This window comes from Pseudomonas sp. GZJR-8, assembly GCF_002916705.1.
In the GTDB taxonomy this organism is placed as follows: domain Bacteria; phylum Pseudomonadota; class Gammaproteobacteria; order Pseudomonadales; family Pseudomonadaceae; genus Aquipseudomonas; species Aquipseudomonas synxantha_A.
The window spans coordinates 186,565-213,535 of record NZ_JXSI01000008.1 but is presented as its reverse complement, the minus strand read 5'-3'; the positions used below and the strand labels follow the sequence as shown (position 1 = coordinate 213,535).

30 protein-coding genes and 1 pseudogene are annotated in these 26,971 nt (G+C 60.4%); 17 read left to right on the top strand and 14 right to left on the bottom strand.

The genetic code is table 11. The annotated features are described in order from the left end of the window. Positions 1–41: 41 nt before the first annotated feature. Positions 42–560, top strand: a complete 519-nt coding sequence (locus TK42_RS17600; protein WP_032879806.1) for a DUF1003 domain-containing protein — start codon at positions 42–44, stop codon at positions 558–560. Here TK42_RS17600 and TK42_RS17595 read toward each other — a convergent pair. Next, complete coding sequence (locus TK42_RS17595) at positions 557–1,441, bottom strand: LysR family transcriptional regulator (protein WP_103734769.1); 885 nt, start codon at positions 1,439–1,441, stop codon at positions 557–559. The two genes, TK42_RS17600 and TK42_RS17595, sit on opposite strands and share 4 nt — an antisense overlap. A gap of 80 nt (positions 1,442–1,521) precedes the next feature. Here TK42_RS17595 and TK42_RS17590 point away from each other — a divergent pair, with 80 nt between their 5' ends. Together TK42_RS17590 and TK42_RS17585 are read left to right on the top strand one after the other, a co-directional pair. Continuing rightward, on the top strand, positions 1,522–2,229 hold the full coding sequence (locus tag TK42_RS17590; protein WP_103734768.1) for a CTP synthase: 708 nt from the start codon (positions 1,522–1,524) through the stop codon (positions 2,227–2,229). Then, a complete protein-coding gene (locus TK42_RS17585) occupies positions 2,226–2,546 on the top strand; it encodes an antibiotic biosynthesis monooxygenase (protein ID WP_032879804.1) in 321 nt (106 codons plus the stop codon). Before TK42_RS17590 ends, TK42_RS17585 begins: the two co-directional genes overlap by 4 nt. Positions 2,547–2,592: 46 nt before the next feature. On the opposite strand, the gene TK42_RS17580 is transcribed toward TK42_RS17585, so the two are convergent. Continuing rightward, complete coding sequence (locus TK42_RS17580) at positions 2,593–2,916, bottom strand: DUF2025 family protein (protein ID WP_005790675.1); 324 nt, start codon at positions 2,914–2,916, stop codon at positions 2,593–2,595. 232 nt (positions 2,917–3,148) lie between these two features. On the opposite strand from TK42_RS17580, the gene TK42_RS17575 reads away from it, so the two are divergent. The 4 genes from TK42_RS17575 (at position 3,149) to TK42_RS17560 (ending at position 7,697) form a co-directional block, all read left to right on the top strand. After that, positions 3,149–4,276, top strand: a complete 1,128-nt coding sequence (locus TK42_RS17575) for a glycerophosphodiester phosphodiesterase (protein WP_032879803.1) — start codon at positions 3,149–3,151, stop codon at positions 4,274–4,276. Positions 4,277–4,366: 90 nt separating this feature from the next. Next, on the top strand, positions 4,367–4,681 hold the full coding sequence (locus TK42_RS17570) for a PepSY domain-containing protein (protein WP_032879802.1): 315 nt from the start codon (positions 4,367–4,369) through the stop codon (positions 4,679–4,681). A gap of 145 nt (positions 4,682–4,826) precedes the next feature. Beyond that, the gene (locus TK42_RS17565; RefSeq protein ID WP_032879801.1) at positions 4,827–5,849 is read left to right on the top strand and encodes a transporter; all 1,023 of its coding nucleotides are present in this window, start codon (positions 4,827–4,829) and stop codon (positions 5,847–5,849) included. Between the two features lie 234 nt (positions 5,850–6,083). Beyond that, positions 6,084–7,697, top strand: coding sequence for an inorganic phosphate transporter (locus TK42_RS17560; protein WP_103734767.1), 1,614 nt, complete (start codon positions 6,084–6,086; stop codon positions 7,695–7,697). Between the two features lie 58 nt (positions 7,698–7,755). On the opposite strand, the gene TK42_RS17555 is transcribed toward TK42_RS17560, so the two are convergent. From TK42_RS17555 to TK42_RS17545, 3 genes are read right to left on the bottom strand one after another with little or no spacing between them, the layout of a single operon-like run. Further along, complete coding sequence (locus tag TK42_RS17555; RefSeq protein ID WP_103734766.1) at positions 7,756–8,730, bottom strand: biotin-dependent carboxyltransferase family protein; 975 nt, start codon at positions 8,728–8,730, stop codon at positions 7,756–7,758. Then, a complete protein-coding gene (locus TK42_RS17550) occupies positions 8,727–9,605 on the bottom strand; it encodes an allophanate hydrolase subunit 1 (protein ID WP_103734765.1) in 879 nt (292 codons plus the stop codon). Before TK42_RS17550 ends, TK42_RS17555 begins: the two co-directional genes overlap by 4 nt. A 56-nt stretch (positions 9,606–9,661) precedes the next feature. Next, on the bottom strand, positions 9,662–10,420 hold the full coding sequence (locus TK42_RS17545) for a 5-oxoprolinase subunit PxpA (RefSeq protein WP_032879797.1): 759 nt from the start codon (positions 10,418–10,420) through the stop codon (positions 9,662–9,664). Positions 10,421–10,525: 105 nt separating this feature from the next. Between TK42_RS17545 and TK42_RS17540 the strand changes: the two genes are divergently transcribed. Beyond that, positions 10,526–11,443, top strand: a complete 918-nt coding sequence (locus TK42_RS17540; protein ID WP_103734764.1) for a LysR family transcriptional regulator — start codon at positions 10,526–10,528, stop codon at positions 11,441–11,443. Here the strand turns inward: TK42_RS17540 and TK42_RS17535 are convergent. Continuing rightward, the gene (locus tag TK42_RS17535) at positions 11,440–12,336 is read right to left on the bottom strand and encodes a LysR family transcriptional regulator (RefSeq protein ID WP_103734763.1); all 897 of its coding nucleotides are present in this window, start codon (positions 12,334–12,336) and stop codon (positions 11,440–11,442) included. The two genes, TK42_RS17540 and TK42_RS17535, sit on opposite strands and share 4 nt — an antisense overlap. 106 nt (positions 12,337–12,442) lie before the next feature. On the opposite strand from TK42_RS17535, the gene TK42_RS17530 reads away from it, so the two are divergent. Continuing rightward, entirely contained in the window at positions 12,443–13,201 is a 759-nt protein-coding gene (locus tag TK42_RS17530; protein WP_005790690.1) for an SDR family NAD(P)-dependent oxidoreductase, read from the top strand. A gap of 8 nt (positions 13,202–13,209) precedes the next feature. On the opposite strand, the gene TK42_RS17525 is transcribed toward TK42_RS17530, so the two are convergent. Continuing rightward, positions 13,210–13,647: a multidrug/biocide efflux PACE transporter gene (locus TK42_RS17525; RefSeq protein WP_005790692.1), complete on the bottom strand. Its 438-nt coding sequence runs from the start codon at positions 13,645–13,647 to the stop codon at positions 13,210–13,212. An 87-nt stretch (positions 13,648–13,734) separates the two neighbouring features. Here TK42_RS17525 and TK42_RS17520 point away from each other — a divergent pair, with 87 nt between their 5' ends. Continuing rightward, a complete protein-coding gene (locus TK42_RS17520) occupies positions 13,735–14,589 on the top strand; it encodes a LysR family transcriptional regulator (protein WP_103734762.1) in 855 nt (284 codons plus the stop codon). Between the two features lie 21 nt (positions 14,590–14,610). Here TK42_RS17520 and TK42_RS17515 read toward each other — a convergent pair whose 3' ends face one another. The 3 genes from TK42_RS17515 to TK42_RS17505 are packed head-to-tail and all read right to left on the bottom strand — an operon-like array spanning position 14,611 to position 16,649. Further along, complete coding sequence (locus TK42_RS17515) at positions 14,611–15,840, bottom strand: RNA polymerase sigma factor (protein WP_103734761.1); 1,230 nt, start codon at positions 15,838–15,840, stop codon at positions 14,611–14,613. Then, a complete protein-coding gene (locus tag TK42_RS17510; RefSeq protein WP_032879793.1) occupies positions 15,837–16,187 on the bottom strand; it encodes a YciI family protein in 351 nt (116 codons plus the stop codon). Before TK42_RS17510 ends, TK42_RS17515 begins: the two co-directional genes overlap by 4 nt. Positions 16,188–16,229: 42 nt before the next feature. Then, positions 16,230–16,649: a nuclear transport factor 2 family protein gene (locus TK42_RS17505; RefSeq protein ID WP_078822138.1), complete on the bottom strand. Its 420-nt coding sequence runs from the start codon at positions 16,647–16,649 to the stop codon at positions 16,230–16,232. A 145-nt stretch (positions 16,650–16,794) separates the two neighbouring features. Between TK42_RS17505 and TK42_RS17500 the strand changes: the two genes are divergently transcribed. Beyond that, a complete protein-coding gene (locus tag TK42_RS17500) occupies positions 16,795–17,286 on the top strand; it encodes an N-acetyltransferase (RefSeq protein WP_032879790.1) in 492 nt (163 codons plus the stop codon). A 66-nt stretch (positions 17,287–17,352) separates the two neighbouring features. Here the strand turns inward: TK42_RS17500 and TK42_RS17495 are convergent, their stop codons facing one another. Further along, the gene (locus tag TK42_RS17495) at positions 17,353–17,835 is read right to left on the bottom strand and encodes a GyrI-like domain-containing protein (RefSeq protein WP_032879788.1); all 483 of its coding nucleotides are present in this window, start codon (positions 17,833–17,835) and stop codon (positions 17,353–17,355) included. A gap of 196 nt (positions 17,836–18,031) precedes the next feature. Between TK42_RS17495 and alaC the strand changes: the two genes are divergently transcribed. After that, positions 18,032–19,249, top strand: a complete 1,218-nt coding sequence (gene alaC, locus TK42_RS17490) for an alanine transaminase (RefSeq protein WP_032879786.1) — start codon at positions 18,032–18,034, stop codon at positions 19,247–19,249. A gap of 138 nt (positions 19,250–19,387) precedes the next feature. Here the strand turns inward: alaC and TK42_RS17485 are convergent, their stop codons facing one another. Continuing rightward, on the bottom strand, positions 19,388–20,740 hold the full coding sequence (locus TK42_RS17485) for a GntP family permease (RefSeq protein ID WP_005790708.1): 1,353 nt from the start codon (positions 20,738–20,740) through the stop codon (positions 19,388–19,390). A gap of 84 nt (positions 20,741–20,824) precedes the next feature. After that, entirely contained in the window at positions 20,825–21,358 is a 534-nt protein-coding gene (locus TK42_RS17480; RefSeq protein ID WP_032879784.1) for a gluconokinase, read from the bottom strand. A gap of 212 nt (positions 21,359–21,570) precedes the next feature. Between TK42_RS17480 and TK42_RS17475 the strand changes: the two genes are divergently transcribed. The 5 genes from TK42_RS17475 (at position 21,571) to TK42_RS17455 (ending at position 26,397) form a co-directional block, all read left to right on the top strand. After that, entirely contained in the window at positions 21,571–22,602 is a 1,032-nt protein-coding gene (locus tag TK42_RS17475) for a LacI family DNA-binding transcriptional regulator (RefSeq protein WP_164699564.1), read from the top strand. Between the two features lie 358 nt (positions 22,603–22,960). Further along, positions 22,961–23,593, top strand: coding sequence for a glutathione S-transferase family protein (locus TK42_RS17470; protein ID WP_032879782.1), 633 nt, complete (start codon positions 22,961–22,963; stop codon positions 23,591–23,593). Positions 23,594–23,608: 15 nt separating this feature from the next. Then, positions 23,609–24,346 (top strand): NAD(P)-dependent oxidoreductase, encoded by a 738-nt coding sequence (locus TK42_RS17465; RefSeq protein ID WP_032879781.1) that lies wholly within the window; start codon positions 23,609–23,611, stop codon positions 24,344–24,346. Positions 24,347–24,355: 9 nt separating this feature from the next. Further along, a complete protein-coding gene (locus tag TK42_RS17460) occupies positions 24,356–25,765 on the top strand; it encodes an MFS transporter (protein WP_103734760.1) in 1,410 nt (469 codons plus the stop codon). 134 nt (positions 25,766–25,899) lie between these two features. Beyond that, complete coding sequence (locus tag TK42_RS17455; RefSeq protein WP_032879779.1) at positions 25,900–26,397, top strand: hypothetical protein; 498 nt, start codon at positions 25,900–25,902, stop codon at positions 26,395–26,397. A gap of 146 nt (positions 26,398–26,543) precedes the next feature. On the opposite strand, the pseudogene TK42_RS27390 reads toward TK42_RS17455, so the two are convergent. Then, positions 26,544–26,969, bottom strand: a pseudogene (locus TK42_RS27390) (methyl-accepting chemotaxis protein); the annotation flags it as partial. Positions 26,970–26,971: the final 2 nt, after the last annotated feature.

The following is a 26,971-nucleotide window of genomic DNA, read 5'->3' as shown; positions in this document are numbered from 1 at the left end:
TATAGTGTTGGTTGTCTTTACGCTAAGCACTCGAGCCCGCCATGACCCCAGACAAACCCGAATCCGCCCCCACTGACCACTTGCGTTTCCACCGCGGTCACGCGCACCTGGCGCCGACCTTTGGCAACGACACCTTTGCCCTCAAAGCCGAGGCCTTCGCACGCTTTTTTGGTACCCCGACCTTCCTGGGCGCACAAACCGCGATCGTCGTTTTGTGGGTGGTGTTGAATGTGACCGGCGTCACCCACTTCGACGTCTACCCGTTCATCCTGCTCAACCTGGCCTTCAGCCTGCAATCGGCTTATGCCGCGCCGCTGATCCTGCTGGCCCAGACGCGCCAGGCGGCGCGGGATAAAGCTCAGTCCGACGCCGACGCACAGCACCGCGAAGCCCTCGCCACCGCCAACACCGAACGCCAGGCCCAGGCGGCCCAGACCACCAAGCAATTGATGGAACTGCTGGAGCAGAATACCCGGCTGACGGAAATGACCAAGCAACTGACCGAGCGCATCGAGACCCTGACGTGCGAAATGCATGCGCAGTTTGTGCGTAAAGCCTAACTTCGCCGCCCGCGCACATGCCGCCCCAGTTCATCAAACAGCGTGACCACCGAGCGCAATGCTCGGCAATCAGGCCGTGTCAACAGCCACAGCGCGGTGTCGTGCCCTACCAATGCAGGGCTCAGTGCTTGCAAGCCTTCGCCCATTAGAAAATCCGGCAACGCCGCCACACCCAACCCGGCGCGCACCAGTTCAGTCACCGACTGCATGCTGTTGCAGCAATAACTGGGACGCACACCTGGCAAATGTTCACGGCGCCAGGCTACCGTGGGGTGGTCGGGCAAAAAGTCGTCCGGAGCGATCCAGGCCAGGTCGGCCAGCGCCTGGCCTGCATGCCGATGAGCATAGTCGGCACTGGCGTACACTTGGTACGCAACAGTTCCCAGGCAACGTCCGACCAGATGCTCCGGCGGTTTGCTGGTCAGGCGCAGGGCAATATCCGCATCACGACGGCTGAGGTTGGCGAAGTCATTGGACGTGCTCAGTTCCAGCACCAGTGCTGGATAGGCCGGCATGAACTGCGCCAGGGCCGGCAGCAGCAACCCTTGCAACACCGAGTCGGAGCAGGTCAGGCGCACGGTGCCGCTGATCACTTCTCCACCCTGCTCCACACCAATGCGCGCAGCCTCCAATGCGAGTTCTGCGCGTTCGGCCTGTTGCGCCAGGTTGCTCGCCAGGCTGGTGGGCAAGTATCCGGCGCGGCTTTTTTCAAATAAGGTCTGGCCCAGGGCCGACTCCAACCGCCGCACCGCACGGAACACCGTAGACACGTCCACCCGCAGCAACGCTGCCGCCCGTGCCAGGGTGCCGCCACGCACCAGGGCAAGGATCAATGACAGGTCGGGGTAGTCAAGTTGATAGTGCGTGGCTGCATTGAGCATGTGCGTAAATGCCAATATTGATTGCGCGAACGCCAATTTATAGTGGGTATCAGCACACCACAAGCCATGGGACATACACGATGACAGCCCCCGCCCTGCACCTCGCCCTGATCGGCGACTACAACCCTGATGTGATCGCCCACCAGGCTATCCCGCTGGCGCTACAGCAGGCCGCCGCCGCCCTGGGTCTGAGCGTCCAGGTGCAATGGCTCGACACCGACACACTCACCAGCACCTCTGCCCTGCACGGTTTTGACGGATTCTGGTGCGTCCCCGCCAGCCCCTATCGCGACACCGAGGGCGCACTGCGGGCAATCCGTTTTGCTCGCGAGCAAAGACGCCCTTTCCTCGGCACATGCGGTGGTTTTCAACATGCTGTATTGGAATATGCCCGCAACGTACTGGGTTGGGCCGATGCAGAGCATGGCGAGTTGGCTCCAGACGCTGAACGCGCCGTCATCACGCCCCTGAGCTGCTCCCTGGTAGAAGTGAACGACACCGTGCGCCTGGCCACTTACACCCGTATTGCCCAAGCCTACGCCAGCGTGGATATCCACGAAGGCTATCGATGCCGCTACGGCATCAACCCCACGTTTGCTGGCGCACTGCTTGAAGGCAACCTGATTCCCACCGGCCACGATTCAGCGGGCGATCTGCGCGCCGTGGAGTTGCTCGACCATCCGTTCTTCGTCGCCACCCTGTTCCAGCCTGAACGCGCTGCGCTGAACGGCATCACCCCGCCCTTGGCACTGGCCCTGCTCAAAGCGTGTCGAGGGGCATTGGTATGATCGCCAAGACACCGGCCCCGCCTTATTACGCGGTGATTTTCAGCTCACTGCGTACCGATGGCGACCAGGGTTATGGCGAGGCCGCCTCGCGGATGCTGGCACTGGCGGCGGAACAACCTGGGTTTCTCGGGGTGGAGTCGGCGCGAGAAGATGGGTTGGGGATCACAGTGTCCTACTGGACCAGCGAAGCGGCGATCCTGGCCTGGAAACAGCAGGCCGAGCATCGGCAGGCGCGTGAGCGAGGGCGGGCCACTTGGTACACAGCGTTTCACACGCGGGTATGCAAGGTAGAGCGGGCGTACACCTACCCTCGTTGAAACACTACCCCTCATTTGACCCTCACCGACCAGAAAAAGCTGCGGGCTAGCTCACCAAACTGCGCAACGCACTGATCTGCGGGATCTCCACCCGGCGCATATACACCCGCAACGGTTCGGTGATGTTGATGCGGTCATCGATGTTCTGGTCCAGCAGCAACTGTATGCGTTCGCGGCACAGGGTCATGGTGTGGTCGGCGGCCGGTAGCCAGACGAATTCGGCGGTGGGAATGATGCCGTCATCGGCCACGTCCATGCCGAAGGCATCTTCGCTGAAACGCACGATGTACTGGCCGGTCTTGCGATTGAGGCCGACAAAACCCTGGAGTTGGTCGGCGGCCTGGCAGATAAGTTCTGAAGTGATGCGCATGGTAAACCTCACTGAAAAGTCCCATAGGGACTGGAAAGATGGTTTACACGCGTGGCAAAAAATACTGCCCTCTGACGGGGCAGCTATGGCCAAGAATACTGCAATGCAGCACAAAAAAACCGACAAAATTGGCTCGCGCGCACGTTAATGTCGGTTTGGTGATAGCGCCTTTCGCAATCAATTGTTAAAAAGGACACCTTCTCAAAGTTACCTCCACGAAAGGACTTCGCATATGCCTGTCACGTTTACCAAGAGCGCCTTGCTGCTGGCGTTGATGCTCGGCCTTGGCCAGGCACAGGCTGCCGACCCGGTCAGCCCGGCTGAATTGGCAACAAACGAAGGCATACCCTACCCTGCCGTGATCGCTCACCGTGGTGCTTCCTACGACGCACCTGAATCCACCGCCGCCGCCTACAAGGTTGCACGCGACCTGGGGGCCGACTACCTGGAACTGGACCTGCAACGCAGCAAGGACGGCGTGCTGTTCGCCCTGCACGACAACAACCTGCAGCGCACCACCGACGTGGCCACCAAGTTCCCCGAGCGCAAAGACGCGCCTGCCAACGAGTTCACCTGGAAAGAACTGCAAACCCTCGACGCCGGCAGCTGGTTCAACGCCGCCTACCCGGACCGCGCGCGCCCAGGCTTCGTTGGCCTGAAGATCCTGAGCCTGGACGACATCATCAAGATCGCCGAAGGCAACCCCTCGCACAAACCCGGCCTGTACATCGAGACCAAGGAGCCCAAGCAGTTCCCGGGGATCGAAGCCGACCTGAAAAACAAGCTGCTGGACAAGGGCTGGCTGAGTTCCGCCGGCTCCAAGCTGGGCAAGAGCAACACCGGCGTCGGCCAAGGCCGTGGCCGCGTGGTGCTGCAAACCTTTGAAGTTGCAAGCCTGCAAGAGTTGCAGAAAGAAATGCCCAACACACCGAAGATCCTGCTGTTGTGGGTGGGTGAAGGCAGTATCGAGCCCAAATCCAAAGTCACCTTCGCCGAGTCCGGTGAAACAACCAAGGCTGCCTACTACGCCAAGCAAGAACCGAAAGACGCCGCCGAATTCGAAAAATGGGTCGACCAGGCCAAAAGCCTTGGCGCCATCGGCACCGGCCCGTCGGCTGAACTGACCGACCACGGCGACCAGAGCTACACCGACCTGGTGAAGCCTGAAATGAACAAGCTGACCCACGACAAGGGCCTGTTGGTGCATGTGTACACCGTGGATGAGCCGGTGGATTTCGAGAAAGTCATGAAGGCCGGCGTCGATGGCATCTTCACCAACCGTGCCGCCGAGCTGCTGAAGTTCTACAAACGCTGGCCGTCGTCCAGTGTTCAGGACCTGCTCAACGACCATAAGTACTAAGGGCATTGGTGTCAGTGAGCCATTAAGGATGAGTTAAGTTGCGCCGGTTAATCTGGCGCCACTTAAACAGTTCACCCAAGAGGACACACCATGAAAACTTTGACTGCCCTGTTCGCTGCCACCGCCCTGACCCTGACTGCCGGTCTGGCCCAGGCGGATGTTCGTCCGGATCACATTGAAGGCCTGCTCAAGTCCGGCGCTGTGATGTCTTTCGACAAGCTCAACGCAGCAGCCGTGGCAACTCACCCTGGTGCTTCGATCACTGACACCGAACTGGACACCAAACACGGCGTCGCCGACCAGTATGTCTACGAAGTGGACCTGACCGATACCACCGGCAAGCGCTTTGAAGTGAAGCTCGACGCCAAGACCGGTGCTGTACTGGAAAACAAGCAAGACACCTGAGTTGCATCCCCAAAAAACGCGCCACCTTCGAGTGGCGCGTTTTTTTATGCGCGCCTCAAACCGTCACATAACCGTCATACCGCCTTGCAATGATTCGCCTAGGAACCTGTGAAACGTCCTACAGGCCCTTTCTCTGCGAGCCGCTATGAATCACAGCATCGACCACGCCCATCAGGACCCCGACCTGTTTGGCCTGCTTTACGGTTTCCGCTTTCGCCCCGGCGAAAAAGGCCAGCAGATTGACTCAGCCACCGCCCTCGCCGCCTTGCAGCAGCCACAAGATCCGGAAGAGTTTCTGTGGCTGCACTTGAACCTCGCCCACGCCGCGTGCGAGCGCTGGATGCAGGCGCATTTGTCGCTGCCGGAGGAATTTTTTGAAGCGCTGCATGAAGGCTCGCGCTCCACACGCATCGAACATGTGGACTCGGCCTTGTTGGCGGTGGTCAACGATGTGGTGTTCAACTTCAGCAGCATGGTGTCGTCGGATATTTCCACACTGTGGGTATGCGCGCGCAGCCGCTTGCTGATCAGTGCGCGCCTGCAACCACTGCATTCGGTGGATAAATTGCGCTCGTCGGTAAAAGCCGGTGAACACTTTCGCTCGCCCCTGGAACTGCTGGTGCATTTGCTGCGCGACCAGGGCGAAGTGCTGACCCAGATCGTGCGCAAGACCAGTATCAGCGTCGACCATATCGAAGATCAGTTGCTGTCTTCGCGCCTATCCACCAATCGCGCCGAACTGGGCGCTGCACGCCGTGTATTGGTGCGCCTGCAACGCCTGCTGGCGCTGGAACCGGGCTCGCTGCTGCGCCTGCTCAACCGTCCGCCGCAATGGCTACAAAAGGAAGACGTGAAGGAGTTGCGCAAATCCACCGAGGAGTTTGCGCTGATCATCAACGACCTGACGGCCCTGGGCGAACGCATCAAGCTGTTGCAGGAGGAAATCGCCGCCAACCTCAATGAACAAAGTAACCGCACGTTGTTCACCCTGACGGTGGTAACGGTGCTGGCGCTGCCGATCAATATCATCGCCGGCTTTTTTGGCATGAATGTGGGTGGGGTGCCGCTGTCCCAAGACCCGGAAGGTTTCTGGATATTGGTGGCGCTGGTCGCGACTTTTACCTTGATTGCTGGGCGGTGGGCGTTCCGAAAGCGCAAGGACTACTAACATTGAAATGCAATCAAACTGTGGGAGGGGGCTTGCTCCCGATAGCGGTGGGTCAGCTAAAAACTCTCTGACTGATGCACCGCTATCGGGAGCAAGCCCCCTCCCACATTTAAACCGCACTGATTTGTAGACCGGCGGCACACGAGATTGCGCCAAACACTGATCTGTCGCAGCACCCTTGTAACATTCTGCAATGATCATTAAGGCCATCCTCCTCACACTGGATGCTCCGGCATGGCCACCCCTTCCCTGACTGCCTCCCCCCACGCTTCACCCTCCTCCCAACCCCGGCTGGACACAAAACCAGGCTTGTTGACGGTGATCATGTTCTTCGCCGTACTTGCGATGGGCCTGCTGTTCACCGCCTACAGCCTGATGCACGACATGCACGAAATGGGCGCCCAGCTCACCACCTGGACGCCATTCCTATTGCTCGGCGTGGCGTTGTTGATCGCTCTGGGGTTTGAGTTTGTCAACGGCTTCCATGACACCGCCAACGCAGTGGCGACGGTGATCTACACCAACTCGCTGCCACCGCATTTTGCGGTGGTGTGGTCGGGCTTTTTCAATTTCCTCGGCGTGTTGCTTTCCAGTGGCGCGGTGGCGTTCGGCATCATTGCCCTGCTACCGGTGGAGCTGATTTTGCAGGTCGGTTCATCGGCCGGGTTCTCCATGATCTTCGCCTTGCTGATCGCCGCGATCCTGTGGAACCTGGGCACCTGGTGGCTGGGCTTGCCAGCCTCGTCGTCTCATACCCTGATCGGCTCGATCATTGGCGTAGGCGTAGCCAATGCCCTGATGCACGGACGTGACGGCACCAGCGGTGTGGATTGGAGCCAGGCGATCAAGATTGGTTATGCCTTGTTGCTGTCGCCGCTGATTGGCTTTGCGTTTGCCGCCTTGCTGTTGCTGGCCCTGCGCGTCTTTGTCAAAAACCGCGCGCTGTACAAGGCACCCAAAGGCGACACGCCGCCGCCCTGGTGGATTCGCGGGATGCTGATTGTTACTTGCACCGGCGTGTCGTTCGCCCACGGTTCCAACGATGGGCAAAAGGGCATGGGCCTGATCATGCTGATCCTGGTGGGCACCTTGCCGATGGCCTACGCGCTGAACCGCACCATGCCTGCCGATCAGTCGCTGCAATTTGCCGCCGTCGCTGAAGTGACCCAGGCTGCCTTGGTCAAAGCAGCGCCGCAGCCGGCACCGGGCGATTCACGTGCCACCTTGTCGACCTACGTTCGCACCAAAGAGGCCACGCCGGAACTGGTGCCCGCACTCGCCGCCATCACCGGCCATATCGGCGAAGAAGTGAAAAGCTATGGTTCCCTCGCCGCCGTACCGGCCGAAGCCGTCGGCAACGTGCGTAACGACATGTACCTGACCAGCGAAACCATCCGCCTGATGGACAAAGGCAAGGTCGGCAACTTCGACGCCGACACCCAGGGCAAGCTGCAACTGTTCAAGCAACAGATCGACAACGCCACGCGCTTTATACCGCTGTGGGTGAAGATCGCCGTGGCCATTGCCCTTGGCCTGGGCACCATGGTCGGCTGGAAGCGCATCGTGGTGACGGTGGGCGAAAAAATCGGCAAGACTCACCTGACTTACGCTCAAGGCGCTTCGGCCGAAACGGTGGCGATGCTGACCATCGGCGCGGCGGATATGTTCGGGCTGCCGGTGTCGACCACCCATGTATTGTCCTCGGGTGTAGCCGGGACCATGGTCGCCAATGGCGGGGGGTTGCAGATGAGGACCATCCGCAATTTGTTGATGGCGTGGGTGTTGACCTTGCCGGCGGCGATTTTACTGTCGGGTAGCCTCTACTGGCTTTTTACCCAATTGTTCTGACACACAGAAAATCAAAATGTGGGAGCAAGCCCCCTCCCACATTTGGTTTTATGTTTCTTCAGGGTGTGAAGAGTCCGGCCATGGCCTTCAGGCGCTTTTTGTAGACCCGCCGCGCCTCCAGCGCTTGCTCCAATGTCACCGCCACGAACCCCGCTCGCTGATTGGGCTGCATCTGCCCGATCAAGTCCAGGTCGGCGCTGATCACCGTGCCGATCATCGCGTAGCCACCGCCCGACACCGCATCGCGATGCAGCACAATCGGTTCCAACCCCGCCGGTACCTGAATCGAACCAATCGGGTAGCAACTGTCGACGATGTTGGAGGGGTCGGAGCCCGCGCCAAACGGCTGTTCCCGCGGCTGGAAGCTCAATGCGCTGCCGCCCTTGAAGCGATAGCCGATGCGATCGGCCTCGGAGCCCACCGTCCACGGCTCGGCAAAAAAGCTGCTTTTTGCCGCGTCGGTCAAGCGCTCGTAGTACAGCCCCGGCACTACGCGCAACGTGACATCACCGCCCACCGAACGACGCAACGCCATCGGCAAGCTGTTGCCCGCACGCCCCGCACCGCTGGCCGTCCCGATAGGCAACAGATCGCCCTCCTGCAAGCGCCTCCCGTGAAACCCACCGAGAGCACCAAGGGTGTAGGTGGAGCGGCTGCCAAGCACCAACGGCACGTCGATGCCCCCGGCAACGGCGAGGTAAGTCCGCGCGCCGGCCACGGGAAACTCAAAGCGCAGCACCTGCCCGGCGCGCACGGCGAAGGCGGTGTCCTGATGCACCACTTCGCCGTCCAGGCGCGGCGACATCAAGGCGCCGCTCAACGCTATCAGCGCGTCGTGCTGGAACTCCAGCTCAGGCCCGATCAGCGTGCATTCCAGGCCAGCCGCGCCCACCGGATTGCCGACCAGATGGTTGGCTGCACTCAGCGCGTATTGGTCCAGCGCCCCCGATGGCGGAATGCCCAGGTGGTAATAACCTTCGCGCCCCAGGTCCTGCACGGAGGTGGCGAGGCCGGGTTTGAGCACCTTGATCATGCCAGCGCCTCCTGCAGGGTTTGCGGATAGCCAATGGGATCGGCGAGAAAGGCATCGAGGGAAAATTCGACCGGGCGTATGCGCAAATCGAAACGCCCGGCTTCCACTTCGGCGACGGCCAGGTCGTAAGCCTCCCGGTCCATCGGCTTGAACTGCACGATGTCGCCAGGACGGAAGAACACCATGTGCTCCTTGAGGTAGGCCAACTGCTGCTGCGGGTCGTAGATCGGTGCCGGGGTCACGCCGAACATCTGGTAACCGCCGGCACCGCGAACCGAATAGATACAACCAAAACAGCCGCCATGGCCCAGGGTCAGTTTCGGCGTGTCGGTGCGCGGCCGCAGGTACTTGGGCACCTGCAATTGCCGTTCGCGCTCGACCATCTGGAACATGAACGGCAGCCCCGCGACAAAGCCGACCATCGACACAAACCAGGGTGCGCCACTGTGAGCGGCGATAAACGCGTCCACGTCGGCCAGGCCGTTGATACGGGCGGCGTATTCCAGGTCAGTGCCGCTGGGGTCTTGGTGGCGGTCACGAAAACGCATCAGGGTTTCGTGGGTCCAAGGGTCGTTATAGAGCACCGGGATCTCGATGATGCGCGTGTGCAGCGTGCGCTCGGCCACCGCCTGGGCTTCGGCGCTTTGCACCGCGTCGAGCAGCACGTGGGGCGCGATGCGGTCGGGGTCGAAGCGAATCTGGAAGGATGCATTGGCCAGGCACACATCCAGCACGCCTTCCAGCGCCAGGCGTTCCACGGCGCGGGTCACCGCCATGCCCTTGAAAAAAGCCTCCAGGGACATGCTGTCGCTGACCTCGGCAAACAGGTGTTCATCACCGCCGAAGCTGTAGCGGATGGGGGACGTTTCAGCCATGTCTGTTCCTCTTGGAATCATTGTAGAAAGGCAGGCAAAAAAGTGAGGTACAGCTCTTATTGGGGGGGCCGGACTTCAATACCGGCCTGGTCCAACGCTTCGCGGGTGGCTTGCACCAAGTCCAGGGCGCCAGGGGTATCGCTGTGCAGGCAGATGGAATCGAATTCAATCACCAGGTCTTCGCCTTCCACGGTACGTACCAGCCCGCTCTGACAAGCGCGCAGGACACGGGCTGCAACGGTGGCAGCGTCCAGTGCACGCACATTGCGGGTGAACACGATGGAGCCGCTCAGATCGTACTCACGGTCGGCATAGAACTCGCGCACGACCGGCTGTCCCAGTTCCTTGGCAATGCGCCAGATCACCGAATTGGGCATGCAGTACAGCAACAGCGTCGGCTCGATGATTTGCAGGTTTTGCACCAATAGCCGCGCAGCCTCTTCATCGCGGGCCAGGTGCATGTAGAGCGCGCCGTGGGGCTTGATATGTTGCAAGGTCAGGCCTTGGGCGCGGGCCATTTCACGCAGCGCGCCAAGCTGGTAGAGCATATCGTCCACCAGCTCTTGGGCCGGTGCATGGATATGCCGACGACCGAAGCCCACCAGGTCGCGAAAACCCGGATGAGCGCCGATAGCCACGCCCAATTGCTTGGCGCGCTCGACAGTGCGGCGCATGGTGCCGGGGTCGCCGGCGTGAAAGCCGGTGGCGATATTGGCCGAGCTGATGTGAGCCATCAGCTCTGCGTCGACGCCGTCGCCGATAGTCCAGGGGCCGAAGCTTTCGCCCATGTCCGAATTGAAATCCACTGCCCGCATCAAGATTGCTCCGCCATAAGTGATGCCAGGAAAGTAGGCTCGGGCTTGACCCCTTGGGAAGATCTATTATCAGATGGCCTATCTTCTGAAAATCAGATACTGACCATGTCCCTTACCTTGCGCCAGGTTCGCTACTTCGTCGCCACCGCTGAAATCGGCCAGATTTCCCAGGCAGCGATTCACCTGAATATTTCCCAGTCGGCGGTGACCACGGCGATCAAGGAGCTGGAAGCCATGCTCGGCGTGCAGTTGTTCGTGCGCTCGGCCCAGGGCATGAACCTCACCGAAGCCGGTCGGCATTTTCTCAACCGCGCCTATGTGATTGTGCGCAGCGTGGAAGACGCCCTGAACAGCCCGCTGCCGGATTACCGCGCCAGCGGCGTGTTGCGGGTGGCGGCGAGCTACACAGTGCTGGGTTATTTCCTGCCGCACCATTTGCAGCGCATGGAGCATTGGCATCCGGACGTGACCATCGAGGTGTTCGAGCAGGAACGCCAGGCCATCGAACAGGGCCTGCTCAACGGCCAGTTCGACATGGCCGTGGTGCTCACCGCCAACCTCACCCACGCGGATATCGTCTCTGAAATCCTGTTCAACTCCGAACGCCGCCTGTGGCTGCCCAGCCATCATCCATTGTGTGAACGCGGTGCCGTCAGCCTGGCGGACGTGGCGCAAGAGCCCTACATCCTGCTCACCGTCGATGAAGCCGAACACAGTGCCATGCGCTACTGGGAGCAGGCCGGGCAAACCCCCAAGGTGCGGCTGCGCACCAGCTCGGTGGAGGCGGTGCGCAGCATGGTTGCCAACGGTAGCGGCGTGGCGATTCTGTCGGATCTGGTGCACCGGCCCTGGTCGCTGGAAGGCAAGCGCATCGAAACCCTGACCGTCACCGACCCGGTCACGCCCATGAGCGTCGGCCTGGCCTGGCACCGCGAGCGCGCGTTTACCCCGGCGATGCAAGCCTTCCGCGATTACTTCCACGATGCGTTCCTGGCGCCGCAGCAGTTGTCGGCGCGCCGTTAAAGATGGGCTTGCAGGGTGGCGATCAACCAGTCCATGAACACCCGCACCCGCAGCGGTAAATGCCGCTGGCCGGCGTACAGTAAATACACGTCCAGAGGCGGTGCCTGGTAATCCGGCAGCACCGCTACCAACTCGCCACTGGCCAATAAATCGCGGATCCCGAGTTGGGGCACTTGGGTAATGCCAAAACCCGCCAGGCACGCCGACTGATACGCATCGGTGCTGTTGACGGTCACCCTTCCTGCCATCGGCAAATGTTGCACCTTGTTGCCCACCAGGTATTCGAACCCTGCCGAGCGTGCGCCCAGGGGCCGCACGTAATGTACCAATTGGTGATTCGCCAGGTCAGCCAATGTCGCAGGCATGCCGTAACGGTGCAGATACGCCGGGCTCACGCAGTTGACCATCGGCATGCTGCACACCCGTCGCGCCACCACTGTTTGGTCGGGCTGGGCACCGACGCGCACGACACAATCGAAACCTTCCGCGATCAGGTCCACCTGGCGGTCCGAGCCGCTGATCTCGATGTCGATCAGGGGGTGGCGAGTCATGAACGTGGGCAAGTTCGGCACGATCAAACCCCGCGCCATGACATTGGGCATATCCACCCGTATGCGCCCGGCCAGTTGGGTTTCATCCTGGCGAAACAACCCTTCCAGTTCTTCCATATGCGCCAGCAGATCCTTGCTGCGCTCATACAACACACGCCCGTCTTGGGTCGCCTGCACCTTGCGCGTGGTGCGTTGCAACAGCCGTGCGCCGAGCAACTCCTCCAACGCCTGCACATGCTCGGATACCGTAGAGCGTGGCAAACCCAGGCTTTGGCCGGCCTGGGTAAAGCTCGATAACTCAGTGACGCGTACGAAGGTGCGCAGCAGCTCAAGCTTGTTCATTAGATTGTTCGCCTTATCCGGCCAGTGATTCCGATATCAGCCTGTTTATCACGTAATGACCGGACAAATACACTCAGTTCCACTAACTATCACTGAGGACTGCACCATGACCCGTAAAATCGCACTCATCACCGGCGCCAGCCGTGGCCTGGGCAAAAGCGCTGCGCTGCACCTGGCTGCGCAAGGCGTAGACATTATCGGCACCTACCACAGCGCCGCAGGCGAGGCCCAAGCCGTAGTTGCCCAAGTGGAGGCATTGGGTGGCCGCGCCGCCATGCTGCAACTGGACGTCAGCCAGAGCGCAAGCTTCGATGGGTTCGTCGGCCAGGTCGGCGCGTTGCTCAAGGATGTTTTCGCTCAGGATCATTTCAATTTTCTGATCAATAACGCAGGCATCGCTGCCCACGCCAGCTTCGCCGAGACCACCGAAGCCCAGTTCGACCAGTTGGTGGCGATCCACGTCAAGGCGCCGTTTTTTCTCACGCAAAAACTGCTGCCGTTGATCAGCGATGGCGGACGCATCATTAACATATCCAGCGGCCTGGCGCGGTTCAGCCTGCCGGGGTATGCAGCCTATGCGTCGATGAAGGGAGCGGTCGAAGTGCTGTCGCGCTACCAGGCCAAAGAGCTGGGCCCACGCGGTATTACCGTGAACACCCTGGCACCGGGCGCGATTGCCACCGACTTCGGCGGCGGCGCGGTGCGCGACAACAGCGATGTGAATGCCATGGTCGCCAATAACACGGCCTTGGGCCGCGCCGGTTTGCCGGACGACATTGGCGGGGCGATTTCGACATTGCTGGCCGATGGCAGCCATTGGATCACCGGCCAGCGGATCGAGGCGTCGGGCGGGATGTTCCTGTAGGCGCCCACCTACAGGGCTACTGGGGTTTTACCGACGATTTTCTCGCGCAACACGTCATAACCCCAGTGGTACACATAGGTGTACGGCAGGAAGAACAGCAGCACACCAATGTCGAGGATGAACGCCTCCAACAGGCTGATCTTCATCAAGGTCGCAATCAACGGCACTGCCAGCAGGATCAGGCCGCCCTCGAACAACAGCGCGTGCAGCACCCGGGTCCAGCCACTGTTGGCCAGTTGCAGGTGTGTTTTGAGGCGGTCGAACAGGCTGTTGAAAACCACGTTCCAGCTCAGGGCCAGCAGGCTGATGCCCAGGGTCACTGCGCCCATCTCCAGTGCCGGCCTGCCAGTGATCCATACCAACAGCGGCGTACAGATCAACAAGGCCAAGCCTTCAAAACCCAGGGCTTGGAAAACACGTTCAGTAATCGACTTGGTAGGGTTCATGACCCGGCTCCGTGAATGACGATGGTTGCCATGATCAGGCTTTGTCTCGATACTTCATAACCAGTAACCATCGAGCAAGGCGATAGTATGGCCTCCCACGAAGTGCTCCAGGCGTTTGTCCAGGCCGCTACCCAAGGCTCGTTTTCCGCCGCTGCGCGCAAGCTGGGCAAAAGCCAGTCGACTGTCAGCGCGGCGGTGGCCAGCCTTGAGATTGACCTGAACGTTGTGCTGTTTGATCGCAGCAGCCGCAAACCCACCTTGACTGCGGCGGGGCAGGTACTGCTGCAACGGGCCGAACAGGTGCTGGAGGCCAGCAGTCGCCTGGAGTTGGCCGCCAGTCAGTTATCCCAGGGGTTGGAGCCGAAGTTGAGTATCGCCATGTCCGATACTTACCAATCGGATCGATTCGAAATCGCCCTCACAGCCTTCGAGCAACGCTATCCGGACCTTGAGCTGGAATGCCTGATCGCCGAATGCGAAGACCTGATCGCGCTGGTACAAAGCGGCCGGGCACAGATTGCGTTTATCGAGAAACAAGAGATTTACCCGCCGGATCTGACCTTCTCCTGCGTGGAAGAACGCACGGAAATCGCGCTGTTCGTTTCGCCTGAACACCCATTGGCTGGCCTGGACAGGGTGCTTGCGCACGTCTTGCAGCAACACCGGGAACTGCGCTTGGCAAGCATCATCAACCCCAATGAAAACCGCAGCACTCAGCGTGTGTGGTCGGCACCGAGTTACCTGATGTTGATGGAGATGGCGCAACTGGGTTTTGGCTGGGCACCGATTCCACGCTGGCTGGTGGAACGTTTTGGCGGCAATCAGTTGGTCGAACTCAAGGTTCGCAGTTGGCCGCGCTCGGTGGCGGTGGATGCGTTGTGGTCACGCCAACACCCACCGGGGCCTGCTGGGAGTTGGTTGCTGGGCAAGATGCTCGACTGAGCCCCTCCCACATTTGGATAGTCATTGTCTGGGGGAATTGAGTTCGGCGAGGCGGCACATGATGAAGCGTTTTTCCGGGGTTTGCTGGGTCAGCGACAGGGCTTTTTCGTAAGCTGCACGGGCCTCTTCAACCCGTCCCAACTGCCGGCAAAACTCCCCGCGGGCTGAATGCGCCAAGTGGTAATCGTGCAAGTCACCGCGTTGCAAAATGCCCTCCACCAGCGCCAACCCCACCAATGGCCCCTGCTCCATCGCCACCGCAACTGCCCGGTTCAATTCGATCACCGGCGAGGGTACCGCTCTGAGCAGTACATCGTAGAGCCCGATAATCTGTCGCCAATCGGTTTCCCCGGCGCAGGCAGCCTCGGCGTGCACCGCCGCAATCGCCGCCTGCAAGCAATACGGCCCGAAGCGCCGGGTGCTCAGCGCCTGCTCCACCAGGTTGCAGCCTTCAGCTATCAGAGATCTATCCCACAGCCCACGGTCCTGAGCATCCAGCAGCACCAGTTCGCCGTTGGCCGAGGTGCGTGCGGGCCTTCGCGACTCATGCAACAGCATCAACGCCAACAAGCCCATCACCTCCGGCTCCGGCAGCAATTGCATCAGCAAACGGCACAGGCGAATGGCCTCCAGGGTCAAGTCTTCGCACGTCAGGTCCGCCCCAGTGGAGGCCGTGTAGCCCTCGTTGAACACCAGGTAAATCACGCGCAACACGCTATCCAATCGCTCGGGCAATTCGGCTCGGGACGGCACTTGGTAAGGAATTTTCGCATCGCGGATCTTGCCCTTGGCGCGCACGATGCGCTGGGCGATGGTGGCAGGTGTGGCCAGGAACGCGTGGGCGATTTGCTCGGTGCTGAGGTCGCAGATCTCACGCAGGGTCAGCGCGGCCTGGGCATCAGGGGCCAGCGCCGGATGGCAGCAGGTGAAGATCAGGCGCAGGCGGTCATCTTCCACGTCGTCATCGCTCCAGTCAGCTGCCTGCAGCGTGTCGGCCTGCTCTTGCAGCAACGGGGTAAACCGCGCCTGGCGGCGCAGGCGATCGATGGCTTTGAAGCGGCCGGTCGATACCAGCCAGGCCCGTGGGTTATCCGGTATGCCGTCCTCGGGCCAGCGCTGCACGGCGACAAAAAACGCCTCATGCAGCGCCTCCTCGGCCAGGTCGAAATCACCCAGCACGCGAATCAGCGTGGCAAGCACACGCCGTGACTCGCTGCGGTAAATGGCTTCGACCTGACCACTGAGCGTCATTGCGGCAGGTTCAGTTCGCGCACCGGGCGCACTTCCACACTGCCGACTCGGGCCGCCGGAATGCCACCCGCCACCTGTATCGCTTCGTTAAGGTCCCTGGCGTCGATCAGGTAGAACCCGGCGAGCTGCTCCTTGGTTTCGGCAAACGGCCCGTCGGTGATCGACACCTTGCCATCGCGCATGCGCACGGTGGTGGCGGTATTCACAGGTTGCAGCGGCTCGGCGGCCAGCATTCGTCCGCTGGCCTGGATCGCTTCGGCGTAAGCAAAACACTCCGAGTCGTGCGGGCTGTCGGCCGAGGTGTGCAACACCTGTTCGTCGCTGTAGATCAGGCACAGATATTTCATGGCGTTCTCCGTGTTCGGATGACTGACTATAGTTCGCGGCGCTCAGGGTTCCAGATCGAACAGTGCCGTGCCGCTTTGCATATCAAAGGGCGCCGACCAGTGTTCATGCACCACCTTCCATTGGCCATTGATGCGCTGGTACCCAGCGGTCACGCGCATCCAGCAGGCTTTCACCTCACCATCGGGCCCGGCACCGCCGCAGTGGGCCAGCCAGTGAGCGAACGCGCTGTCTGGCGCTTCGACGATATGCAGTTCATGAAACTCGAAGATACCGGGGCCGGGGCAATGCTTCATGCATTCTTCCCAGTGCGCGCGGTAGGCCGCTCTGCCTTTGAATTGCAAAGCGGTTACGGCATCGAACGAGACGATATCGTCGGCGTAAAAGCTGACAATCTTGTCGATATCGCGACTGACGACGGCTTGTTTCCATTGCTCGATCAGGCGGTTGATAGCAGTGCTCATGGCGACGACTCCTTGGGGTGGAAAATCACGTAGGACACTCTTAGTCAAATGGCCTTCGTGCCAATCGACACACCACGGAAAAATAATTTCCCATAGGTCAAACCCGATAAACTGAGCCCTTCTTTGCAGCCGTTCGGATAGCCCGATGCAAACCCGCCTTGTTGCCTACGAGGCGCTCAATGCTGTGCAACAACAGCAAGTGGGCGCCATCGAAGTTCATCCTGAACAATTGCCGTTTAGCGGAGATATCTACTGCGCCCTTAATACCTTGCTGGCCAACCCAAGCCCTGGGGTCAAAGGCTTTGCGTTTTTGGCAGACGACATTCCCGTGGCCTTCCTGCTGCTCAAGCGCCCCCCCTGCCTGCCCCATTGGGCCGATGAACACAGCGCCACGCTGCATGCGTTGCAGGTGGATCGCAGTCAGCAGGGGCTTGGGTTCGGCAAGGCGTGTTTACAGGCACTACCGGCCATCGCGCTCGCGGCATGGCCGCAGATCAAAGGGTTGGAGTTGTCTGTGGACACGCACAACCTGGCGGCGATGGGGCTGTATCTCGGGGCGGGATGGGTGGACAGCGGCGAGGCCTACAAGGGACGGGTCGGGTATGAGCGCCGGTTGCGCTGGATATTCAGTTCATAACGGTAATGTCACGTAAACAGGACTTTCACGCGCGCCTGTCGTGTTTACGTGACATCGAATGCGGAGTCAGCCCCGCTCTCCAACCGGTAGCCAGATTTCCACCGTCCCCGTGCCCTTCCTCCCATCGAAATCTGCGCTATAGCGCTCGAAATCCGCCCCCATCACCTTGTAGCCCGAATGCGGCAGCCATTCGAACATGATGCGTTCGTAGGTTTGCTCAAGTGCCTGCACCGGCCCGTAATGGGGGAACACGGCATAGTTGAGCGGGGGGATTTCGATGAACTCGAAGTTGCTGGGCACGTCGCCCTTGGTCGGGACTTCAACCCCCGCCATGTAATCGAATTCGCCGTGGTGGGGGTTGTAGCAAACCCCGTACGTCACGCCGCCGACGCGCGTTTTGATGTCTTTAATGCACGTGTCAAACAGCTCCCATAACTTGGGGATATCGCCTACGGTGGCCTTCGAATAACGCCCTTGCACACCGGCGATCACCAGCGCTTTGCCGGCTTCCATGCGTGGCTCCAACGGTTGTTTTGTCTGCTGATCCATACGAACAGTCTCCTTCTTATGAGGGAACAAACCCGCATCGAGTATAGGGGCATATCCGCGCCACACTCCATGTAGAAATTTTTCCTACGCATCTGGACAACTTGCCATCATCGCCCGTATTGTCTGCCTCGCAGGCCACCGCAGTGGCCGACGTCGCTCGGACGGTTCCGGGCGCTTACGTACTCTCGAGGCAACAATGGCCGACCAAGGTTCGCCGCGCCGCTTTGCGCGCATAGATCGACTCCCCCCTTACGTTTTCAATATCACTGCCGAGCTGAAGATGGCTGCGCGTCGGCGCGGCGAAGACATCATCGACTTGAGCATGGGTAACCCCGACGGCGCCACGCCACCGCACATTGTGGAAAAAATGGTCACCGTCGCCCAGCGTGAAGACACCCACGGCTACTCCACCTCCAAAGGCATTCCACGCCTGCGCCGGGCGATTTCGCGCTGGTACAAGGACCGTTATGAAGTGGATATCGACCCCGAGTCGGAAGCCATCGTCACCATCGGTTCCAAAGAGGGTCTGGCGCACCTGATGCTGGCCACCCTGGACCAGGGCGACACCGTGCTGGTGCCCAACCCCAGCTACCCGATTCATATCTACGGTGCGGTGATTGCCGGTGCCCAGGTACGTTCGGTGCCGCTGGTGCCGGGCGTGGACTTCTTCGCCGAGCTGGAACGGGCGATTCGTGGCTCGATCCCCAAGCCGAAGATGATGATCCTCGGTTTCCCGTCCAACCCCACCGCGCAGTGCGTGGAGCTGGATTTCTTCGAACGGGTCATCGCCCTGGCCAAACAGTACGACGTGCTGGTGGTGCACGACCTGGCCTACGCCGATATCGTCTACGACGGCTGGAAAGCCCCCTCGATCATGCAGGTACCCGGCGCCAAGGACATCGCGGTGGAGTTTTTCACCCTGTCCAAGAGCTACAACATGGCCGGCTGGCGCATCGGGTTCATGGTGGGCAACCCCGAACTGGTCAACGCCCTGGCGCGGATCAAGAGCTACCACGACTACGGCACCTTCACACCGCTGCAAGTCGCAGCGATTGCTGCGCTGGAAGGCGATCAGCAGTGCGTCAAAGACATCGCCGAGCAGTACCGCCAGCGTCGCAATGTGCTGGTCAAGGGCTTGCATGAACTGGGCTGGATGGTGGAGAACCCCAAGGCGTCGATGTACGTCTGGGCAAAAATCCCCGAACAGTATGCCGCCATGGGCTCGCTGGAATTTGCCAAGAAGTTGCTGCTGGAGGCGAAGGTGTGTGTGTCGCCGGGGATTGGTTTTGGCGAGTATGGCGATGATCACGTACGCTTTGCGCTGATCGAAAACCAGGACCGGATCCGCCAGGCGGTGCGCGGGATTCGTGGCATGTTCAGGGCGGATGGGCTAGTACCCAAAGCCAGCGTCTAACTCGGTCAAAATGTGGGAGGGGGCTTGCTCCCGATAGCAGTGGTTCAGTCGATACATCTGGTGACTGATCCACCGCCATCGGGAGCAAGCCCCCTCCCACATTTGATTGGGTTTTCACCCCAGACTGTGCGGTGTGGCTTACACCACCAACGACAGCAACATGATGAAGATCAGAGCCACGATCGACAGGATGGTCTCCATCGCCGTCCAGGTCTTGAACGTCTCGGCCACGGTCATGTTGAAGTACTGCTTGACCAGCCAGAACCCCGCATCGTTGACGTGCGACAAGATCAACGAACCCGCGCCCGTCGCCAGCACCAGCAACTCGCGGTTGACGCCCGGAATCATGCCGACCACCGGCACCACAATGCCTGCACCGGTAATGGTCGCGACCGTCGCTGAACCGGTGGCGATACGAATCACCGCCGCCACCAGCCACGCCAGCAGGATCGGGTTGATCTGTGCGTTCACTGCCATATGACCGATCACATCACCCACGCCGCTGGTCACCAGCATCTGCTTGAAGCCACCACCGGCACCGATGATCAGGATGATCGCGGCGGTCGGCGCCAGGCTGGCGTCGAGCAGCTTGAGGATCTGCTTGGAATGGATGCCCTGGCGATGGCCAAAGGTGTAGAGCGACAGCAGCAACGCCAGCAGCAAGGCGGTGATCGGGTGACCGATCATGTCCATCCAGTTGCGCACCACGTTGCCTTCGGCAAAGGCGATGTCGGCAAAGGTTTTGAGCAGCATCAGGAACACCGGCAAGAGCACGGTGACCAGGGTGATGCCAAAGCTTGGCAGCGACTTGTTATCCGTCTCGCGGGCCAGTTGATCCACCAGTTCCTGGGACGGGTTGCCCGGAATGTACTTGGCGATAAACGTACCGAAGATCGGGCCGGCGATGATGGCGGTCGGCAGTGCGACGATCAGGCCGTACAGAATGGTCTTGCCGATATCCGCGCCGAACACGCCAATCGCCAGCAGCGGGCCCGGGTGCGGTGGCACCAGGCCGTGTACCGCCGACAGGCCGGCCAGCAGCGGGATGCCGATCTTGATCAGCGATACACCGGTACGCCGTGCCACGATGAACACCAACGGGATCAGCAGCACAAAGCCGATCTCGAAGAACAGCGGGATGCCCACCAGGAACGCGGCGAACATCATGGCCCACTGGACCTTCTCTTTGCCGAAGGCGCGGATCAGGGTCTGGGCGATCTGATCGGCACCGCCGGATTCGGCCATCATCTTGCCGAGCATCGTGCCCAGCGCGAGGATAATGCCGACAAAGCCGAGCACGCCGCCGAAACCGTCCTGGAACGCCTTGATGATCTTGTCCACGGGCATGCCCGAGGTCAGGCCGAGGAAACCGGCCGCGATGATCAGTGCAATGAACGGGTGCACCTTGAACTTGGTGATCAGAACGATCAACCCGATGATAGTGACCACTGCATCTAGCAGCAGGTAAGACTCGTGGGACATGCCAAACATGGGGGGTCTCTCCTGTTTGTTGTTGTTATTAAAGCGGGTGTTGAATTTCCTGCCGGGGATAGCGCTATCTTTTCCGGCAAAAAATTAATGAGTTGGTTCAAAGCCGTGCTTGAGCCACCAGGCGTTGGTCTGCTCGGCCAGTTCCTCAACGCTGTCTTCACTGGCGTTGAGCGCCAGGGTCAGCGGCTCGCCCTTGGGCGATTCGAGGGTGGCGAACTGGCTGTCGATCAGGCTGGCCGGCATGAAATGGCCGGGGCGGTGGGACACGCGGTCGGCGGCCACTTCGCGGGTCAGCTCCAGGAAGACAAAGCCCAGGCCCGGCGCGGCTTCGCGCAGGTGGTCGCGGTATTTCTTTTTCAGGGCTGAACAGGTGAGCACAGGATGCTCGCCCGCTGTGAGCGACCGGCGCAGTTCATCGCACAGGATGTCGAGCCAGCCGGCGCGATCGTCGTCGTTAAGGGGGTGGCCGGCGCTCATCTTTTCGATGTTGGCGGCGGGGTGAAAGCTGTCGCCTTCAATGGCAGTGGCGCCGTTCAGGCGGCACAGGGCTTCGCTGACGCTGGACTTGCCACAGCCGGAAACACCCATGATGACCAGGGCGGTAACAGGTTGACTCATGAAACACCTCAGGACGCAGATAGCGCTACCTTTGCACAGCATAAGGCTAGTGCAAAAACAGGCTTTTCCCGCGCCGACTTGTCATTTTTATGGAGTGACGCGTGCATCTGCTCCAATCATTCGAACCGGATCAGGCAACCCTAGGTTCAATAATTTGCAGCCCTTTGGAGACAGCGCTACCTTAGTGCCTCGATTTTTGTTTGGCAAGCCGCCTGATGACCTCCAAGAACGATAAAAATACCCGCACGACGGGCCGCCCTACCCTCAATGAAGTTGCACGCCTGGCCGGGGTCAGCCCAATCACCGCCTCCCGCGCCTTGCGCGGTATCAGCACCGTGGCCACCGAACTGGTGGAAAAAGTCCAGCAGGCCGCCGCCGAACTCAGCTACGTGGTCAATCCCGCCGCTCGCGCCCTGGCGTCGGCCCAGAGCCAATCGGTGGTGGTGCTGGTGCCGTCGCTGTCCAACTTGTTGTTTATCGAAACACTGGAAGCCATCCATCAGGTACTGCGGCCCAAGGGCTTTGAAGTGCTGATCGGCAACTCCCATTATTCGCGCGATGAAGAAGAAAACCTGTTGCGCAACTACATGTCTTACCAGCCACGGGGGTTGCTGTTGACCGGATTCGACCGCACCGAAAGCGCGCGACGAATGGTCGAGACCAGCAATGTGCCGTGCGTGTACATGATGGATCTGGACCCCAATGCCGGGGTGAACTGCGTGGGTTTCTCACAGTTGGCAGCAGGCGAGACGGCAGCGGCACATTTACTGTCCCGGGGGCGCAAGCGCCTGGCCTACATCGGCGCGCAGTTGGATCAGCGCACGTTGTTGCGCGGTGAAGGTTTCCGCCGCGCCTTGCAGCAGGCGGGCATGTACGACCCAGCGCTGGAACTATTGACGCCACGGCCCTCTTCCGTGGGCCTGGGCGGCGAACTGTTCCTGCAATTGCTGGCAGCGCATCCGGATGTGGATGCGATCTTCTTCGGCAACGATGACCTGGCCCAGGGCGCACTGCTTGAAGCCATGCGTCACGGCATCAAGGTGCCGGAGCGTGTCGCGGTGCTGGGCTTCAACGACTTGCCCGCGTCGGCATTCATGGTGCCGCGCCTGAGCAGCATCAGCACGCCACGCGAGGCGATTGGTCGACGTGCGGCGGAGCATTTGCTGACGATCATGGCGGGCAACAAGATCGCCAAGCCGGTGGTGGATATGGGGTTTGAGTTGCAGGTGCGGGAGAGCACCTGACCCGCTCGTTCCCACGCTCTGCGTGGGAACGATCAGAAGTCTGCCTGTGTTAATGGCGGCTGTGCGTAGGGCACTTTCGGGTGCGCCGGCTTTGAGTGTCCACCGGTCTACTAACCTGCGTACAGCTGCCACCCTCATTTAACTCGCTGCTCGGCAAGGCCATGGACCAGCACACACCACGCTGCTGAGACCTTACTCGGTCCAAATGTGGGAGGGGGCTTGCTCCCGATTGCAGTGGGTCAGCTATCTGTAAGTTGACTGACCCACCGCTATCGGGAGCAAGCCCCCTCCCACATTTTTTAACCGTGCCCACTTTACCCCTGCTAGATTGACCACTTTCCATCGCCAGGGAAGCACCATGGGACATTCACTGAAAATCTTGGGCCGCACGTCCTCCATCAACGTGCGCAAAGTGTTGTGGACCTGCCAGGAACTGGGCATCGACTACGTGCGTGAAGACTGGGGCATCGGCTTCAAGCCCACCCAGTCCACCGAGTTCCTCGCTCTGAACCCCAACGCGCAGATACCTGTGCTGATCGACGACCACGGCGTGCTGTGGGAGTCCAACACCATCTGTCGCTACCTCGTCGGCCTGTACCAACGCCACGACCTGCTGCCTGTCGAGCCCGCCCCCCGGGCGCGTGTCGAGCAATGGATCGACTGGCAAGCCGTGGAACTCAATCGCGCCTGGAGCGACGCTTTCACCGCATTGGTACGCAACAACCCCGACGGCCTCGACGCGGCGCAAATCGCCGCCGCGGTGCAGCTATGGAACGACAAGATGGGCATTCTCGAACAGCAACTGACCAAGACCGGTGCCTATGTGGCCGGGGAGGAATTCACCCTCGCCGATATCTTGATCGGCCTCTCGGTACACCGCTGGCAGGCAACGCCCATGCAGCGTCCGCCCTACCCCGCCATTGCCGCCTACTATCAGCGGCTCAGCCAGCACGCCGGTTTCAAGACCTTCGCCCTCGACGGCCACAACTAAGCACAGGGACCCCACGTGAACGGACTCAACGTACTACTCACCGGCGCCTGCGGCAGAATCGGCAAGACATTTTTCCAGGCCTCGCAAGACCGCTACCGCTTCACGCTCACTGACCGCATCGCGCCGGATTTCGACCTGGGTGGACACCGTTTCGTACACGCCGACCTCAGCGATAAATCCAGCCTGGCGACCCTGCTCGAAGGCATCGACGTAATCGTGCACCTGTCGGGTATCCCCCACGCCAGTGCCTCATTCAACGAATTGCTGCCCAACAACATACTCGCTACCACCTACCTGTTCGAAGCTGCCGTGGCCGCCGGCGTGCAGCGCCTGGTATTTGCCAGCAGCGCGCAAACCATCGAAGGCTACCCGGTGGATCGCCAGATCACCCCCGGTATGCCGGTGATGCCCGCCAATATGTATGGCGTGAGCAAATGCTATGGCGAGGCGTTGTGTGGCTACTACGCAGCCAAGACGCCGCTGTCGACCATCGCCCTGCGCATCGGCGCTTTTGAATTCCCCGAAACCCACGACCTGAACAACGCCCGCGACCTCAGCGCGTGGCTCAGCCCGCGGGATGCCGTGCAACTGCTGCAACGCTCAGTGGAAACCGTCGGCGTGAAGCACCTGATCGCCCACGGCATCTCCAACAACCGCTTCAAGCGTCTGGATTTGAGCGAAACCACACGTGTGCTGGGCTACCAACCGCTGGATGATGCATTCCAGGTATTTGAAATCCCCATCACTTACTGAGTTTTCACCATGCCCGCCCAATCCACCACCGACGGTATCGACCCGCTCCGCGCCGCCCATATCAGCGCGCGCATCGATCGCCTGCCCGCCGTGTCCACCGTCTGGCGCCTGGTGGCGCTGCTGTCCATCGGTGGTTTTTTCGAGCTGTATGACCTGTTCCAGACCGCCTATATCAGCCCCGGCCTGATCAGCGACGGCATTTTTAATACCGGCAGCCAGGGCGTGTTTGGCTTCTCGGACCAGGCTGCGTTCGCCTCGGCAACCTTCCTCGGCCTGTTCCTCGGCGCCAGCCTGCTCAGCCCCATCGCCGACCGCTACGGGCGCCGGGCGATCTTCACCTTTGCATTGATCTGGTACACCGTCGCCACAGTGCTGATGGGTATTCAAACCTCCGCCCTGGGCATCATCTGCATGCGCTTTGTGGTGGGCATCGGCCTGGGCATCGAACTGGTGACTATCGATGCCTACCTCTCGGAACTGGTGCCCAAGCGCATGCGCAGTTCGGCGTTTGCCTTTGCGTTTTTCATTCAGTTTCTGTCGGTGCCCGCCGTGGCCTTGATGTCGTGGTGGCTGGTGCCCCAGGCGCCGTTCGGCATCTCCGGCTGGCGCTGGGTGGTGTTGAGCAGCGCGGTGTTTGCGCTGTTTATCTGGCAATTGCGCAAGCGCCTGCCTGAATCGCCGCGTTGGCTGGCACAGAAGGGCCGTTTCGAAGAAGCCGGTGCGATCATGGACAACCTGGAAACACGCTGCCTGAAAGATCACGGCAAGCCCTTGGATGAGCCGCAACCCGAAGCCGTCAGCGTTCAAGGCAGCGGCCGTTTTGCCGATATCTGGCAACCGCCCTACCGTCGCCGCGCCTTGATGCTGATTGTGTTCCATGTGTTCCAGGCCATCGGTTTTTTCGGCTTCGGCAATTGGTTGCCGGCGCTGCTGTCGGGCCAGGGTGTCAGCGTGACCCACAGCTTGATGTACGCCTTTATCATCACCCTCGCCTACCCGCTGGGGCCGTTGCTGTTTGTGAAGGTGGCCAACCGCTTTGAAAACAAATGGCAGATTGTCGGTTCCGCCATGGGCGCGGTGATTTTCGGTAGCCTGTTCGCCCTGCAAACCAGCGCACTGGGGCTGATTTTCTGCGGGGTGATGATCACCTTCTGCAATGCCTGGCTGAGTTTCAGTTATCACTCGTACCAGAGCGAATTGTTCCCCACCAATATCCGCGCACGGGCCGTGGGGTTCTGCTATTCGTTCAGCCGCCTATCTACGGTGTTCAGCAGCCTGTTGATCGGCTTTATCCTCGAACACCTGGGCACGCCGGGGGTGTTGGCGTTTATCGCCAGCAGCATGCTGATCGTGATGATCACCATCAGCTGGTTCGGGCCGCGTACGCGTAACCTCGCGCTGGAAAATATCGCCCACTGACGGCAATGCTTGGCCGCCAGCGGCAGCATGCTTGCCGCGGCAGCCAAGCCATTCTCAGTAAACCTTGGGGTTTGCACACACGGCACGCTATTTGCTCCAGCTGTGGCACCGACCATTTGCACAGGTGACCGATCATGCTGGTTAACAACAACACCCAAGCCATGTCGACCGTCCAACAGATCAAGCGACCCGACATGGACCCCGCCAACGCCGCCGCCAGCGCGCTATACAGCGGCGCCCTGCAGACCGCGCAGCAGAACGTTACGGTACCGGTCGCGCAGAAGGCATTGGATAAGGCCGGCGATCGAATTGATGAGGCGTTCGCCAAGACTCGCGTGCAGTTGCAGGCCACAGCGTCGAACAGCAATGTGCCAGCGACCAGCGTCGCCGGTTCAGCCCGCAGTGAGTTCACCGATTACATGACCAAGACCCCGGCCGAGCGCATTCGCGATCAATTGCTCAAAGAACGGGGCCTGACCCTGGAGCAACTGAACGCCCTGCCGGTGGAAGAGCAAAACGCCTTTGCCAAGCAAGTGTCCGAGCGGCTTCAGCAGCAGCAACAGCAGCAGGTAGCAGCAAAGACGGTTGACCCACAGGCGCAGACGGTGAAAGAGACCCTGGCTGCTATCTAAGCTGCACAGTAGACCAATGTGGGAAAGGGCTTGCCCCTGATGGCATTGGGTCAGTCACCCAATGCAGTGACTGACACTCCGTCATCGGGGGCAAGCCCCCTCCCACATTTGGATCTCCTTTGACATGGGATCAGCAGAGTTTTCGACTATTGCAGTTGCAGCGTCGAATTGAACTGACTGATTGCATCCACCACATGCCGCGAGCCTTCCTGAATTTCAAGAATCACCTGCCCCGCTTCGTTGGCCAGTTCCACCCCAAGCCCCGTGCGGCTCAAGCTCGACTGCATGCTCGTCACCGCACTCAATGACAGGTCGTGGTTCTTGCGCACCACATCCACTATCTCCACCGTCGCCTGGCTGGTGCGGGCCGCGAGGCTGCGCACTTCATCGGCCACCACTGCGAACCCACGTCCATGCTCACCGGCTCGCGCCGCTTCAATCGCGGCGTTGAGCGCCAGCATATTGGTTTGTTCGGCAATGCTGCGGATGGTCTGCACGATGGCGCCGATGATGTCGGACTGTTTGTTGACCGCATCGATGCTGTGGGCAGCCTGGTTCAAGTCGCTGGAGATGG